Genomic DNA, 14,936 nt, shown 5'->3' on the forward strand with positions numbered 1-14,936 from the left:
CCGGCAAGCCGCTCGAAAAGGCAGGCGCATCAGACATGGAGGCTCTGTCCGGCGGTCGCCGGCGGTGAGGATAGCTTGAGTGCAGACGAGGCAGTTCGTGCGGCGGGAACGAAAGCGCCGGGCAAGCTGCAGGCTTGGATGCAACCGGCGAGCCAATTCTTGGTATGCCCTGACTGACGATGGTTAAGGCGCCGACCGACCCCAGCATGCTCAATATTCAAACAGGGCAAGTGCAGCTCACTGCCCGCCCTGACAGGTGGGCGGTCAAATTAGCGGAGGAAAGGCAAGGGGAATTGGGATGAGGTGAGGGGGATGGAGCCCTTGCCTCGGTAATCCCAAGGAGACGGCAGATGACTTCTCTTGCCCCTGTGATCGAAACTTCCTCTCAGGCTGTGCCCTGGCGCATTGATGTCAGCCGCGGTCAGCGCGTGAGCCGGGTTTCCTCCGAATGGTTCTCGCGTCCTGACGATGAGAAATTCCTCTCGCTCACCGACCTCGATGCCAGTGTTCGCGCTCGAGCAGACAAAGCTTCCACCCGCATCGTGGAAAGCCGCAGCCTTCGCGTTGAGGCCCGCAGCGACAATGCCGAAAGGCTGATGCTCCTTGCCCCGGGCGATGATCACCCCATTGCTCCGACCAACTGGTCCTTCGGCCAGCTCTCCAGTCTGGTCGGGGCGCCGGCTTCCTATCTGCGCAACCTGCCCGCAGCCCTAGCCGGGATCAATCTCCAGCATGGCCTGATCCACCATCGCGGCGAACAGGTCAAACTCCTCCAGACCGAGGATGGTCGCACCGAACTGCGCGCCGCGACGGGCGCCGAATATGGCCGGATCTGGGACCACGAACTCGTTGCGGCGGTGATGAATTTTGCAGGAGACGGCACCGGTGATACGCGCTGGAAAGTCCCGGGGACCATTGACTGGTCCAACATGCGCTACAATCCCAATGTCGATATCACCAGGGAAACGACCACGCTCTATGCGTCCGATCGCGACGTGTTCCTGTTCCTGGTCGATGATCGCAACCCGATTGTCGCGGGCCATCTGCCCAATGGCGAGCCGGATATCTATTTCAGGGGATTTTATTGCTGGAACTCGGAAGTGGGTTCCAAAACGCTCGGGATTGCCACCTTTTACCTGCGCGGGGTCTGCGCCAACAGATGCTTGTGGGGCGTGGAAAATTTCGACGAGGTCAATATCCGCCACTCGAAATTCGCCGCTGCGCGCTTCGCCCATCAGGCCGCCCCCGCGCTTGAGCATTTTGCCGAAAGCTCGCCCTCGCATTTTATCACCGGCATCAAGGCGGCGCGCGAACGCATCGTCGCCCGCAAGGACGAGGATCGCGAGGATTTCCTGAGGAAGCGCGGCTTCTCCAAAACCGATACCGCAAAGATCATCGAGACCGTGCTGGTCGAGGAAGGTCATCCGCCCGCATCGCTCTATGATTTCGTGCAGGGCATCACGGCCCACGCACGCAGCAAGCCGCATCAGGAAGCCCGCCTCGAACTCGAAGGCAAGGCCCGAAAGCTCCTCGAAAAGGCGCTCTGAGCGGCGCGGGCTAGCCCGCTCTCTCCTCATCCAGCTCTTTAGGCGGCTCCGGCTCAGTGCCGCTGCCGCCTTTCTCTTGCCCGCGAAGGATATCAGCCATGCGCGAGAATATTGTGCCTGCCCTGCAGGCGTTTCAGGTCGAGGTCGCCTTTTTCAGCGGCGATGAACGCTACGCCAGCGAAACCTACAAGGTCGAGGCGGCCAACTGGTACAGCGCCGAACAGGCCGCCCTCGAGATGTCGGGGGCCAGTGCTTATGACGACCCCCGCGTGCCCGATCTGCGCCGCGAGGCCTGCGCCCGCGCCTGCTGAGACCGGGCGTTTAAATCACGCAGGCGGCGGCATGAGGCCGTACGGCGGTGATGAAGCTGCCCTCGCCATTGAGCTCAACGATGGGCAGGGAGGCGGTTTCACCATGATAAACATGGAGCAGACGCAACTGCAGACCGCCGTGAATGGCCGCAAATATGTCCTTGGCATCGAGGACAGTCCGTCTGCGGATCGGTCAATTTGTTAGCGCATCCTGAAATCTACCCTTCAAATAGTTAGGGAGTTTTCCATATAATTAACCATCAATCCGCTATTTTCGGCGATGAAAAGCCTTATTTTCAGAGCGGAGGTTGGAGCTTTGTCATCAACAACGGTCCCAATCTCGCCGGGAAGCGTGCGAAAAGGCGCTTTGGATGGCGCGGCGCCCATGCTTCCGGGGTGGTGGCCTTTCGCACTCATCATGCTGTCATGCATTTTGCTGCGTCTTCCCACTTTCGGCAACCCGATGCTCGACTATGACGAACAGCTCTATCTGGTTGTCGGCGATCGCATTCTGCATGGGCAATTGCCATACGTGGATCTTTGGGACCGCAAACCCGTCGGGCTTTTTTTGTTCTATGCTGGCGTACGCCTGCTGGGCGGCAGCGGTATCATCCAGTATCAGCTGATAGCAGCTCTATGCGTGGCCGTCACCGCATCGGTCATTTGGAGCATTGTGCGCCGCAGCGCAGGTATGCTTCAGGGATTCGTGGCAGCCTTGGCCTATGTTCTTCTGCTCAATGTACTGAGCGGCATGGGCGGTCAGGCGCCGGTCATCTACAATGCCTTCACAGCCTGTGCCGTCTGGGCCGCTTTCCGTTCAAACGATGCGCAGAGGCGGTCCCGGATCGTCGGCCTCGCGTTAACGGCAATGGCACTCATGGGGGTGGCCATACAGTTTAAATACATGCCCGTTGTGGAAGGTATCTTTCTAGGGATCTGGTTTCTTTGGCGACTGCGGAATGCCGAAATGTCGCTCAAGAGACTTATTCTCGTGGCATTCGCCATGATCACTTTGGCGGTTCTGCCCACCATTGCAGCTCTTGCCTATTATGCCTGGGGCGGACATCTGGACGCTTTTATCCAGGCCAACTTCATTTCGGTTTTTCACCGCAAGCCGTTTCCAGTTGAAACGCGCCTTTTGCAGATCAAATTTGTCCTGGCAAAGGCAATTTGTGTCATCGCACCCGCGCCTGCGGCCCTGATTTTGCGTTGGCGCCGGCGTGACTTGGGCAATCCGCAGGATTTTTGGCTGCTGGCCGGGTGGACTCTGTCTGCAGTCGCCGGCTTTGGCATGCTGGGTGATTTTTATGATTTCTATTTCATCACTGTTTTGCCGCCGCTGTGCATAGCGGTAGCCCCGCTCGTTCGCGGGGGGCGCATAGGTTTTTTCATCGGTTGCATGCTGTGTTTGTGGCCGGCCTTGTTGACCCCTTCGAATTACTTCAAAACTTCGGCCTATGAGCAGGCAGCCCGGCAGCTTGCGCAGGCGATCACACCCTATGTCACGCATCGCTGCCTTTATGTCTATGACGGCCCCACGATCCTTTACCAGCTGACTCGTGCCTGTTCCTCGAGCCGATATATTTACCCGGATCATTTGACCAATCCTACGGAAATTCCGGCTTTGGGGGTGGATGCTGCGGCCGAGGAAGCGCGTTTGCTTGCATCTCGCCCCGGCGCCATCGTCACGGCGGACCGGCCGCTGGTGCCCCGTGTCGATCCAGCGACCCAGAAACTTGTCCTGAGCGCATTGGCACGTGATTACGTTCTGGTCGCGAAGGTTTCCGTGATTGAACGCGTGATTTACGTTTGGGCTTTAAAAGATCTGCATCCTCCTCACACCGTTCGGATTGCGGATCGAGGTGCTGCCATTCCGGAATAATTTTCTACAGAGCGTTTTCAGATGGAGCAGCGGTTCGGCGGCGGCCGGCAGGTCCCGCTTGAGGGTTGTTGGCCTCCCGGAAAGATGGTTGTACAGTGTCAGCGGAGCGGCTTCATATCTGACGCGGCCGGGTCAGGGGCAGTTGGTCTTGTCAGGCTAAATGCGCTTAGCTATTTATAGCTGAGGAGATGTTCATTGCCCGCAATGATCGGTTCGACCGTTTTGTGATAGCGCAGGCTCGGGCCGGAGGTATGGTGCCGGTTTCCAATTAAGCCCTGTTCGATGACTTTGATGTCCAGCGCCTCTGGCAAGACCTTCAGAGAAAAGCTGTTTTTCTGCGTTGTTGCCATGATGGCTTGACGTGTTCCGTCCTTGAGGCACACTGATTTTATGCGCATCACCGATCATTTCGCGGCCAGTCGGGGCCTCTACTCTGGCCCTGTGGCAGGCATGCCCGATATTATGCTTATCGATGTTCCGGCCGGCTTTGCCGGGGTGTCCTTGCCGCTGGGGCGGTATTACCCGATCATCCTCGAAAGTGCGGAAGAATTGAGCGAGCTTGAGACCTTTCTGGAAGCGCAGCGTGATGAGTTGGCACTTCCCGATCTCTTTGATCGTCGCCCCTCGAAGGTCGTGAGCGAATGTGTGGTGATTGCCCGCTATCGGCCCGCCTTGCCGGACTGGCCCTGGGTGCTGCTCTGCCAATGGCCTGAGGCTTATACTATGCTGGCCCCTCCTGAGGCGGATCTCTTCGCGCGGGGGCTCTATACGGTTGAGGTTCTGCCTTGCCGGAATGACCTGATCGGTATGGAGAACCGTCTGCGCGCGATGCTGATGGGGCGCCAGCTCCGGCATATCAGCGATGGCGCGCCGGAGATTGGTCAAGCATAACAGAAGGTGAACGGAGCCTTGGACCTTTTTGCGAGGACACCTTCTCGCCAAGGAGGCACGGCGCATCGGTGTTTCTTTTCACCTGCAACTGCTGCTTCAGACAGGACTTTCAGGCGATAGCTCTCACTTTGCAGGATGGCTCTGAGGCCCCATTTCCCCGGCTTTCAGCGCTCGCGGACCGGCATGCTGCCCATAAATGCTCACAGCCCGATGGTCGATGCAGATGGCCGCAGTATCCTCCGATTTGCGACGGCCTAGGACTGCGACCCCTCAATGCCGGAAGTGTCATCGTCTGGGAGAAGATCACGACGGACAATCGCCTTCACCTACCTGGCGCGGGTATTCGGCAGACCAGGTGACGAAGGTCGGCCCGGGGCATGCGATCCGATACGGGTGCCGCGCGGGCGGTGAGGGCAGAAGGGGAAGGGACAGATGGGCGCCGCGCTGCAGCTTCGGGCCAGAGAGGAGAGAAGGGTCTTGATGAGTGTCGCCGGAAAAGGGTTCCGAGCGATATTCGAAAGGTCAAGGCAATGAATATCGGAGAAGTCTCGCTTCAGCATGGTCGTCTGATGGGTCGTATCGCCACGCGTACGATCGATCTTCCCCGCATCGGTCTGCGACCCGTTGAAAGTCAGAACCCGCGGGCGCCCCGCTACGAGGTCGTCGCGCTCAATGTCGCCCGCCGCTGGGTCCAGATCGGCGCCCTCTGGGAGGCCGAAACGAAAAAGACCGGGGAGGTGTTCCTCGCCGGCAATATCGATGATCCCAGCCTGCCCGAGCCCCTGCCGGTGGCTTTGTTCCGCAATGAGAACGGCGGTTACGCCATCGCATGGCGGCGCGATACGCTGCGTTCGGATGCCGGCGGCAGCGGCTTCGGCACCAGCAATTACGATATGCAGGGCGGGGATGCCGGTGGTCGCTACGAAGGCGGTGCGGACAACGGCTTTGGCGACAGCACTGCCGGGCCCGATGGCACGGTAATGCGTCAGATGGCGCTCGTCGGCGCTGACGAGGATGACGACATGGCGTTCTGATCCTCGCTGTGTTCCACCTCAAACGGGCCGGAGCGTTCACGCGTTTCCGGCCCAATTTTTATCTCCCCCGTGCTTTGGGAGTGCTTACCATGACCGATCCGTTTCCACGCAGCGTCAGCAGGTTTGCCGATCTGCCCAGCCTCTATGCGGCGATCACCGCCAGTCCTGAATTCCAGCGGGCGTTTGGCGATCCCATGCCGCTGTCGATCACTGAACCGGGCGAGGAGCCCGGCGAACATGATATGCCCGAACCGCTTGCGGCGCAGGCCGAATGCGGTGCCGTGATCGCCACGATCTTCGATCTGCTCACCGGGACCAGGCTTGAGCCGCTCGCAGCGGAAATCGCCTGGGGATTTGTCAATTCCTTCCATTTCGTTGCGGGCAAGCTGGAGCGCCGCGAGGAGGCCCTTACCGATGAAATCCGCGACCTGGCCCGCAGTCCTGACACATCGGAAGTCTATAATCGGGAGCTCGAGGACAAACAGCTCCTTTGCCAGTCGACCGCCGAGCAGCGTGAGGCGATGGAATGCATGCGCGACTATGCCGCCGAGATGTATCGCGCGCAGTCGGGCTGGCCATGGTCGCCAGCCAGGGGCTCGCGCGCATCGAAAGCCTCGAGCGCCACGCAGATCGCCGTTCAGGACTTTCTGCGCGGGCGCGAACTCGAAAAGCGCGAGCGCCATGTGCCCAAAGGACCGATTGTCATCGCTTCTGGGCCTGCCGAATGGCATGACTGGCAGGCCGTCTGGGCAAGGCTTGATGCGGTCCACACGCGCATCCCGCATATGATGCTGGTTTCAACCGCGCAGCGAAAAGGCTTCGATGCCATTGTTGCAGCCTGGGCCGGTCACAGTGGGGTTCCGCTGGTGGCCTATACGTTGACGGGTGCAGGGCGCGGGGCTCCCTTTGCCCGGAACCGGCGGATGGTGGGGTTGAAACCCGTCGAGGCCATCCTTGGTGAGGGATCAGGCATTCAGGCCAATCTCTATCAGGCTTTGCGCAAGGCGGGGGTGCCCATCCATGCCTTCCGCAAAAATGATCAGGCACCCATCGCGAGTGTCCCCCGTTTGACGGTGACAAGGCGCCGGCATAGCGTCTGATCGCTCTTTCTGTTTTACCTCAAAGCAGGCCGGCTGTGCTCATGCGCGGTCGGCCTTTTTTATGCCTGAGGGGAGGGGCTGGCCTCCCGTTTGAGCGAAATTGAGGCCCCATGGCGAGGTGGCGGCTGGAGGCACCGGTTGCGAAGCGGGGGCATCGAACCCCCGCTCCGCAAGCCTCCTCTCTTCTCTCAAGTCTTCCAAGTGTGGCACGGGATCGCGACGGCCTCAAGGACGGCGGGGCCCCACCATTTTTACGGGCGGATCGGGTGCAGTGTCTGGTTTGCAGGCTCACTTGCCGCCCGAAAAAATCGTGACCCCCACCGCCGCTGCGCGGTCGCGTTCCGCGATCCCTGACCCCGCCGCTCGGCGCCCGTGCCGATGAAGAGACCTCTTTATCAAGGAGGTTTCCATGACCAAGGCAATCCGTTCTGTCCGCTCCTTCTCCGAAATCGCCGACTTCCTCGCGCAGGAAACCGTGTGTCCCACCGATGACTTCGCGCACAGCTTTACGCAGACCGTCGATGGCTTCCGCAGCAGCGTGGCCGACGAGGTGGTGACGAGCGATCTGCCCGACGCACTGCAGGTCCAGCTTGCCACCGAAGTGCTGGTGCGCACGATGTTCGATGTGCTGCGCGATACGAGGCTGGAGACCCTTTCCGACCGCCTCGCATGGGGGATCGTCCATGCCTTCCACCGGGTCGCCGGGCAACTCGACGGCGAGGCGGACAAGGCCGCGCTCAAGGTCCGGGATCTCATCCGCGATGTTGACGGCAGCGAGGTGATGATGGGGGAACTTGAAGAGGCCCAGACCCTTTGCCAGTCGCTCGATGAAGCCCGCGAGGCAGTGGCCTGCATGCGCGACCATGCCGCTGCCACCTTCCACAGCGAAACAGGCCGCCCGTGGTCCTCACCGCGCGGATCGCTGGTGTCGGGTAAGCGCACTGCCTCGGTGATTGCCGCCCAGGATTTCCTTGCCGCGCGCCGTCAGCGCCGGATCGATCAACACCATCCCCAAGCCCCGATCGTGATCTTCTCCGGCGGGGCGGAAGGCTGGCACGATCACGCGCTGATTTGGGACAGGCTCGATGCAATCCGTGCGCGAATACCGGCGATGGTGCTGGCATCAACGGCACAGGAAAAGGGTTGCGATGCGATGGCGGCGGCATGGGCGGCGAGCCGGAATGTCCGTGTCGTGGCCTTCACTCTCAACCGCAAACTGGGAGCGCAGGCCGGGTTCCGTCGCAACGAGCAATTGCTGGCGCTATGTCCTGTCGAGGCGGTGGTGGCGCAGGGCTCAGGGCTGCAATCGCATCTGGCGCGCGGTGTGAGGGCTAAGGGTATCCCGGCGCATTTCATCACGCTGGCCAATCAGCGGGCAACAGCACCCCGTTAGGGTAGCGCAAAGGGCTGGTCCGGTTTGTCCGGGCCAGCTCTTCTTCTTTTATTCCTGCGCCGATGTCGGCCCCGCTCAGGGACCCGTCACCGGGTCCGTCGCGTTGCCGAGGGAAGGTTGCGGTTCTTCCGTGGCTTTGCTTCCTGGCGACTTATATCGGCTCGGTCTGGTGGGCCGGCGAGGCCCGGCAGCAGCATCGTCTCCCGCGTTCGGCAAAGCCTTGAGCGCTGTGATCGCCGCGTCACCGCCGGCGCGGATCGCCTGGGCCACGATCTCACGCAGATCAAGTTCGGCAAGACGCTCGAGCGGGAGCGCGCGGATCAGATCGGCATATTTGCCCCGGAGCGCATGGCGTGCCTTCTCGACATCTTCGGCGGCCTTGCGCCGGCGTTCTTCCAGTTCGGCAAGGCGATCTCTTTCATTCCATTTGGGCATGTCCATCATCCTTTTGAAGAGATGGTCTGCCCGCCACGCTTCCCATATCGGGCGTATGGCGCATGTTCGCAACACCAGGGCGGAAAATTTGTCCCAAAGCCATGCCTTCGAACAGCAGTTCAGGAAAACGGTGGAACAGCAAGGGCCATGCTGCGCAGTGCCCCCTGCCGATCCATTGTCATCACGCGGCAGGCCGCCTGCCAAGTCAAAGACCAAGCCCTTTCCGCCGTGGCGGTCCTCAGAACAGGAAGCGCAATCCCGTCGTCACGCTCTCGCGCTTGCTTGCTTCTCCCAGTTCGCCCGAGGCGGTGGAGAACAGGACAACGCCCGGCCCGACGCGGAATTCCGCGCCCACTGCCGCCGTGCCGCTGAACCGGTTGCGGCCGGCTCCGTAGGCGAGAAGGCTGTAGCCGCCGCCCGCGAGCGCCGCTGCGGCGCTCACAGGATCGCCCTGCAGCCGATAACGCAGGCCCAGCGTCAGGAAGCGGCGCCAGCGCCCCTTGGCTTCCTCCGGGCTTTCAAAGCTGATCCCGCCATCGATGAAGGCCTGCTTGCGGTCCGCCGCAGCAAGTTGGAGCGCATAAGGGTGGGGGCTGCTTTCGGAAAAGGCACCATGACGCGTCTTGACCCATGTCGCGCCCAGATGCGGGCGCAGCACCCAGTTTTGCGAGAGCGCGACGGTATGGCTGATCGAGGCATCGAGCGACACGGTGGGCAAAGTATAGCTCGCCGAAATCTGGCCGGCATCGGGCACCGAGCGATGCGTCGTTGCCCGCGCGGCATCATAGGCCGCCGACAGGGTGATCTGCGTTGCCGCAGTGCCCAGCCGGAGCGCCACACCGCCGACGACGCCCTGCGTTCTGGTCAATGCTCCGATCGCTTCGACGGACTGGTTCTGGCCGATCCAGCCGGCATAGCCGGTCAGGGCATAGCCTTCGCCCGCCACGCCAACCCCGCCCAGCACACCGTAGCCATTGATCGTTGCCCGACTGATGCCCTGATGATCATCGCCGGAAAACTGATGCAGGCCGCCAAAAGCCTGGCCAAAGCTGAAGTAGTGTTGCGGTCCGCGATTCTCCCCCGCTCCCAGCGTACGGGCCGTGGCAGCCAGTGAAAGCGCGGTTTCAGCGCCGATTTCCATCGCATCGGCATAGGGTTCGGGCGTGATCCGCGCGAAAGCGGAAGCAATCGGCGCGCCATTGCCGTCCTGCAGCGCGGAAAGCGCCGGGAACAGCGCCGCAGGCGCGCCGCTCGCGGCCATCGCATTGTTCACATAGGTGATCGCGCGTTGCACCTGCGGATTATAGGTTGAGGAATTGGCGAATTGCACCAACAGCCCCAGATCGCCATTGGCCTGCGTCTTGACCACGCCGGGCAGGCCCGTCACCGTATCATAGGTGCCCGTGATCCCGCCCGAGGCGCTGATGAGGTTGAGCGTGCTGCCCGCCTTGACCGGGGTGGAGGCCACGATCTGCAGCGTGCTGCCCGAGGCGATGACCAGCTTGCCGTTGATGTTCAGCTTGTCCTGAGCCGTGGGCGTGATTTCAAATTGCGAGATTGACCCGCCGTTGAGTGTCACATTGCCGTTGACCGTCATCGTACCCGGCGAGGCGCCGGGGCTCAGGATACCGCTGACCGAAATATTGCCGTTGACCGTGCCAGCCGAACCAAAGGTCGCCCCGCTGCCCACCGTGATAGTGCCCGCGCGGAGTACCGAACCTGCCAGCCCGACAAAGCGCCCGCCGCTCATCGCCAACGTATCGAACGTCCCTGTACCCGACAGCGTGGCAAAGCCGCTGCTCTGCGTCAGACTGCTGATCCCATAGACAGAGGCAAGCGCCACCGGCGCGGCCTGCGTCCCCCCGCCGATGGAGAGCGTGCTCTTTCCCGTGCCATAAGCCCGGATGTAGCCCGAAAAGCCACCATTCATCTGGATCGTCGCCTGCGCGCTGGTGATGATGTTGCCGTTGATCGTGCCGGTGTTGGTAATGCTGGCGGTGGGGCCGTAAATCTGGACATCGCCATTCACCACGCCGCTGTTGGTCACCGCCACGCTGCCCCCATTGTAGGCTGCGGCATAAATGGCATAGGTCTGGCCATAGAAGTCGGGCTTGATGCCCGTGATCGTGCCACTGTTGGTGATCGACAGGTTGCCAATGCCGCTGGCCGAATAGGAGCCATAGAGCGTGGTGGCCACACCGCCGGTGATCGTGCCGCTGTTTATCACCGCACTGTTGGCATTGGTGAAAGTGGTCATTGAAACAGCGAGACCTGTGCGATCATTCAGGATCGTGCCGCTGTTGTTAAAGGCCAGACCCTTGGTGGTGGACAGCGAAACGGCCGAGCCGACCAGACTGGTTGATCCAATGGTGGCGCTGTTGCTGAAGCTGGCGGTGTTGAGCGCAACGCGGCCCACATTGGCCTGATTGACAAATCCGCCCAGTTCCACCCCGCTGTAGGGCTGATAGCTGACGCCTGCCGAGTCCAGCCCCAGCACACTGCCGCTGGTGGCCGCCTGATTGATGATCGTGCCGTCGCCGCTGACATAGATGGAGCCGGTATAGCTCGACGGGGCCTTTACCGTCACTTGCGAACCGGCACCGGCCGCCGCCACGAATTCACCCGAGAAGCCGCTGAACAAGCCGCCGCCCAGCGTTACACTGGCCGTGCCGCTGCGCTGATGACCGATAAAGTCGGTGCCGCCGCCGCCATCGATGCTGCCGTTCACACCATAGCCGGAGCCGGTTTCCACCAGCACATCATTGCCTGCGCCAAACACCAGATTGCCGCTGATCGTGCCGCCGCCGGCGACATAGGCACCGGAAGAGTAGCTGGTGCCGCCGTAAGGCGAGTAGCCCAGATTGACGTTGCCGTTGATGGTGCCGGCATTGCTCAGCAGCCCGCCGTTCATCTGGACCGCCGTGTTCACGCCGGTGATCGTGCCGCCCGCCATATTGGTCACGCTGTTCGCGTTGCTGTAATAGGCGATGCTGCGGATCGCCGCGCCCGTGGTGCTGGTGATCGAGCCGCTGTTGCTGATCGTCGACCCGTTGAGCTGGACGCCATCGCCGTTGGACGCGATGGTGCCGGTGTTGGTCAGGCTGGTGGCCGACACGCCCGCGCCGCCCGTGGCGCTGATCGTGCCATTGTTGGTGACGGTGGTGGCGGACACCGCAGCGAACGTCGTTCCGGTCGTGCCGGTGGTGTCGGTGAAACGGACAGTGCCGTTGTTGGTGAAGCTGTCGGCGGTGCCGTTCAGGTTCACCGTGCCGGTATAGACGGAGGTGCTGCTGCGCGTGGCGGCCAGCGTGCCATTGTTGGTAATGGTCAGCGCGGTGGCGGGTAGATTGGTGCCCGACTGGATCACGGTGGCGCTTGTCAGCGCCGCCGCGTTGGTCGTTGTAACGCTGCCGTTCAGCACCACGCTGCCGGTGCCTGCCAGATTGACGGTTGATCCCCAAGTGCCGCTGGTGCCCAGTGTCAGCGTCGCGCCGCCGGCCACCTGATAGCCCAGCGTTGCAAAGCCCGTATGGTTGGACAGCGTATCGCTGGCATCGGCGGTGACGTTGTAGCGCAGCGCCGAGCCATTCGCATAGACCGTGCCGTTGATCCCGGCATAGCCGCTGGTGCCCGCCCCGGTCAGCGAGGTGACCAGCGTGTCGGGAGCGCCCAGCGTCAGATCGCCGTTCAGCACGCCGCCCGCCAGGGCGACATAGGTATTGCCGGTCATATAGGGCGAACTGGAGGCCAGGTTCACACCGCCGTTGATCGTGCCGGCGTTGTACACATTGTTCAACGAACTGCCCGAAGCCGTGATCGCCAGGCTGCTGCCGGAAATCACCCCGCCCGCCCGGTTGTCAATCGTGCTGTAGCTGTTGAGTTTGACCGCCGTGCCGGCAGACGAGATGGTGCCGGTGTTGACCAGCGTGCCGCCATTCAAGGCCAGCCCCACGCTTGCGCCCGAAATGGTGCCGCTGTTGCCGCCTGTGGAACAGGTGCAGGAGAACATCAGCGACAAGGCCGTGCCGCCGGTCGACCGGATCGTGCCGCTGTTGGTAAAACCGCTTCCGACATAAAGCGAGGCAGCGGTGCCCCCGGCAGTAATCGTGCCGCTGTTGGTAAAGCTGGTGCCGACCTGAAGCCCCACACCCGCACCGCTCGCGGTGATGGTGCCGGTGTTGTTGATGGAACCGTAGGCCATGGCGATGGCGGGTGTATTGCCCGGATTGTCGGCGGTGATGGAACCATCGTTGCGGAAAGTGCCGCCACTGAAATAGCTGTTCGCCTGGACGAGGATCTGGCCCGAGCGGTTGATGTTGGCGGCGTTGACCAATGTGCCCGAGCCATCGAAATTGATGGTCGAGGTCACCGGATAGCTGCTGCCCAGCGTCAGCGTGGTGCCCGCGGCCGGGGCCAGATCGAGCACGCCGAAATTGGTGGGCAGCGCCAGCGCCGAAGAGAGTGTGGCATCGGCCGATGTGCGCAGCAGCAGCGTGTTGGTGCCCGCGCCGCCATCGATACTGCCCGTCACGCCGGTATAAAGGCTGCCGTTCTTCAATACGGCGACCAGCGTGTCGTTGCCCGTACCAAAACTGACATTGCCGTTGATGGTGCCCGCGGTGGAATCGATGGTGCTGTTGCCCGTACCCGTGACAATGTTGCCGGTGATCGTGCCGCTGTTGGTCAGGTTCAGCGTTCGGTCGGTGACAAGAACGTCGTTGCCCGCCTTCGTCGCGATAACGCCGCCCGCCTGATTGGTCACCTGCACTGATGCGCCGAGCAGCGAGAGCACCGTGCCTGTGCCGGTGTTGGTAAGGCTGCCCGCATTGGTGATGGTGGCCGAACCGGCGGTGACCAGCACGCTCGCGCCGCCCGCACTGATCTGGCCGCCCGCCTGATTGGTCAGCGCGAGATAGCTGTTGCTGATGGCCGCTCCGCTGCCGGTGTTGCTGATTGTGCCGGTGTTGCTGATGGGACCGTTGTAATTGACGATGGTGCCTGCTGCGCCCGACGATGTGATCGTGCCGCTGTTGGTGATGGAGGCGTAATAGGAGGTGCTGCCGGCCCCCGGCGCGATCGCGCTCAGAGCGCCGCCGTCGATGGTGCCTGCGTTGTTGATCGTGGCATTGGCCATGATCGCCCCGATGGTGCCGCCGGCCTGGTTGAGGATCGAGGAAAGATAGGCATAGTTGCCCGAACTGTAGAGCGCGATGCCGCTGGTGCCGGTGATTGTGCCTGCATTGTCGAGCGAGGCGCTGGCTGACCCATAGATATTGCCCGGAGTCTGCCCGACGAAAATGCCGTACAGCCCGCTGACCGAGCCGTTTTTGTCCACCGTGATTCGGGTGCTGGTGCCGGAATAGTCAGCGCTCGCCCCGCCCAGCGCGCCGGACGTCACCGCGATGCCTGGCGCGCCGGTGGCCGTCACCGTGCCGTTGACCGTGATCGAAGCGCTGCGCGAGGAATATGGCGAGACCGCGGGTATCGAGACGAGGATGGCGGCAGCGCCATTGTTGGCCACGCTGGCTCCGCTGTTCACGGTCAGGGGGGAATTGGTCGTGCCGATTGTGAACCCCTGCGTGGTGGTGCCCGAACAGGTGACCGCTGTATTGGCCTGGCTGGGATTGGGGGAACATTGCGCCAGGGCCTGTCTGGGAATTGCGACCGTCAACGCGCCCAGACTGATTTGCGCAACCAAAAACACCGCTCTGCGCGAGCGGTGAAAATTCTTTTCCTGAAGCACAGGCCACCCCACTTGTTCGATATATATTAAGTTATATTACTTAATCGAAGGCCTGTCATCAAAAACCTGAAAAAATTCGCAATTTGGCGAATTCGGTTGGGCCCGACGAATTCGATGGGTACTTGCCTTGGCTTTGGTACTGCCGGTTCATGACATCCTTAAAATATGCAGCCGACCTCTGCTGGGCCCGATGCATGTCCGGACTTTGTCTATCCGGGCTGCTTCCCGCCGTGAACCCGGCAGCTGTTGTTCAGCACCCAATCGCGGATCCCGGGTCTGCGCCGGCCCGCAAACCGGTTGTAACAGGCGATCGAGCGGTCAGAGCTATGGGGATATCCCCCCAACGCAAACGGTCGGTGGGACCCGGAGAAGACGGGCGCTAGGTGCGTGCGGGGCGGCTCTTCGGGGTACGCCGCACGGCTTGTTGGATGACAAGGGCTCGCAGATTACCCTAGCCGGATTCGCCGGTCCCTTCGTCCTGCCATCAGGCCTTCTCCCTCGGAACGGCGCTCATTGTGCAAAGCCGACAAACTCAATGTCTTGTATGCCTTCGCGCCCTGAAGGTCTGCCAGAAGAGAAATGCTCTATTTAAGTGGGCAG

At 61.7% G+C, this 14,936-nt stretch carries 11 protein-coding genes; 7 read left to right on the top strand and 4 right to left on the bottom strand.

The features are described from left to right. Nucleotides 1-350 precede the first annotated feature (350 nt). Entirely contained in the window at nt 351-1,547 is a 1,197-nt protein-coding gene (locus FHW92_RS12280; RefSeq protein ID WP_168603505.1) for a DUF932 domain-containing protein, read from the top strand. A 98-nt stretch (nt 1,548-1,645) separates the two neighbouring features. Continuing rightward, nucleotides 1,646-1,858, top strand: coding sequence for a hypothetical protein (locus FHW92_RS12285; protein ID WP_168603506.1), 213 nt, complete (start codon nt 1,646-1,648; stop codon nt 1,856-1,858). Between the two features lie 225 nt (nt 1,859-2,083). Here FHW92_RS12285 and FHW92_RS12290 read toward each other — a convergent pair whose 3' ends face one another. Further along, nucleotides 2,084-2,278, bottom strand: a complete 195-nt coding sequence (locus FHW92_RS12290; protein WP_168603507.1) for a hypothetical protein — start codon at nt 2,276-2,278, stop codon at nt 2,084-2,086. 43 nt (nt 2,279-2,321) lie between these two features. Between FHW92_RS12290 and FHW92_RS12295 the strand changes: the two genes are divergently transcribed. Further along, nucleotides 2,322-3,740 (top strand): glycosyltransferase family 39 protein, encoded by a 1,419-nt coding sequence (locus FHW92_RS12295; RefSeq protein WP_168603508.1) that lies wholly within the window; start codon nt 2,322-2,324, stop codon nt 3,738-3,740. Nucleotides 3,741-3,910: 170 nt separating this feature from the next. Here the strand turns inward: FHW92_RS12295 and FHW92_RS12300 are convergent, their stop codons facing one another. Continuing rightward, nucleotides 3,911-4,123, bottom strand: coding sequence for a hypothetical protein (locus FHW92_RS12300; protein WP_210428464.1), 213 nt, complete (start codon nt 4,121-4,123; stop codon nt 3,911-3,913). A 7-nt stretch (nt 4,124-4,130) separates the two neighbouring features. Between FHW92_RS12300 and FHW92_RS12305 the strand changes: the two genes are divergently transcribed. The 4 genes from FHW92_RS12305 to FHW92_RS12320 all read left to right on the top strand — a co-directional run bounded on the left by FHW92_RS12305 (nt 4,131) and on the right by FHW92_RS12320 (nt 8,158). Then, a complete protein-coding gene (locus tag FHW92_RS12305) occupies nt 4,131-4,631 on the top strand; it encodes a hypothetical protein (RefSeq protein ID WP_168603510.1) in 501 nt (166 codons plus the stop codon). Nucleotides 4,632-5,161: 530 nt separating this feature from the next. Then, entirely contained in the window at nt 5,162-5,665 is a 504-nt protein-coding gene (locus FHW92_RS12310; RefSeq protein ID WP_168603511.1) for a DUF736 domain-containing protein, read from the top strand. 89 nt (nt 5,666-5,754) lie between these two features. Further along, the gene (locus tag FHW92_RS12315) at nt 5,755-6,765 is read left to right on the top strand and encodes a DUF2493 domain-containing protein (RefSeq protein WP_168603512.1); all 1,011 of its coding nucleotides are present in this window, start codon (nt 5,755-5,757) and stop codon (nt 6,763-6,765) included. A 409-nt stretch (nt 6,766-7,174) separates the two neighbouring features. After that, on the top strand, nt 7,175-8,158 hold the full coding sequence (locus FHW92_RS12320; RefSeq protein WP_168603513.1) for a DUF2493 domain-containing protein: 984 nt from the start codon (nt 7,175-7,177) through the stop codon (nt 8,156-8,158). 75 nt (nt 8,159-8,233) lie between these two features. Here the strand turns inward: FHW92_RS12320 and FHW92_RS25530 are convergent, their stop codons facing one another. Both FHW92_RS25530 and FHW92_RS12330 read right to left on the bottom strand, forming a co-directional pair. Further along, a complete protein-coding gene (locus FHW92_RS25530; protein WP_210428465.1) occupies nt 8,234-8,593 on the bottom strand; it encodes a hypothetical protein in 360 nt (119 codons plus the stop codon). Nucleotides 8,594-8,831: 238 nt separating this feature from the next. Continuing rightward, nucleotides 8,832-14,297 carry a hypothetical protein gene (locus FHW92_RS12330; RefSeq protein ID WP_168603514.1) on the bottom strand — a complete coding sequence of 1,822 codons (5,466 nt, stop codon included), beginning with the start codon at nt 14,295-14,297 and terminating at the stop codon, nt 8,832-8,834. Between the last annotated feature and the right edge of the window lie 639 nt (nt 14,298-14,936).

It is taken from the genome of Novosphingobium sp. SG707, assembly GCF_012275515.1.
GTDB lineage: Bacteria > Pseudomonadota > Alphaproteobacteria > Sphingomonadales > Sphingomonadaceae > Novosphingobium.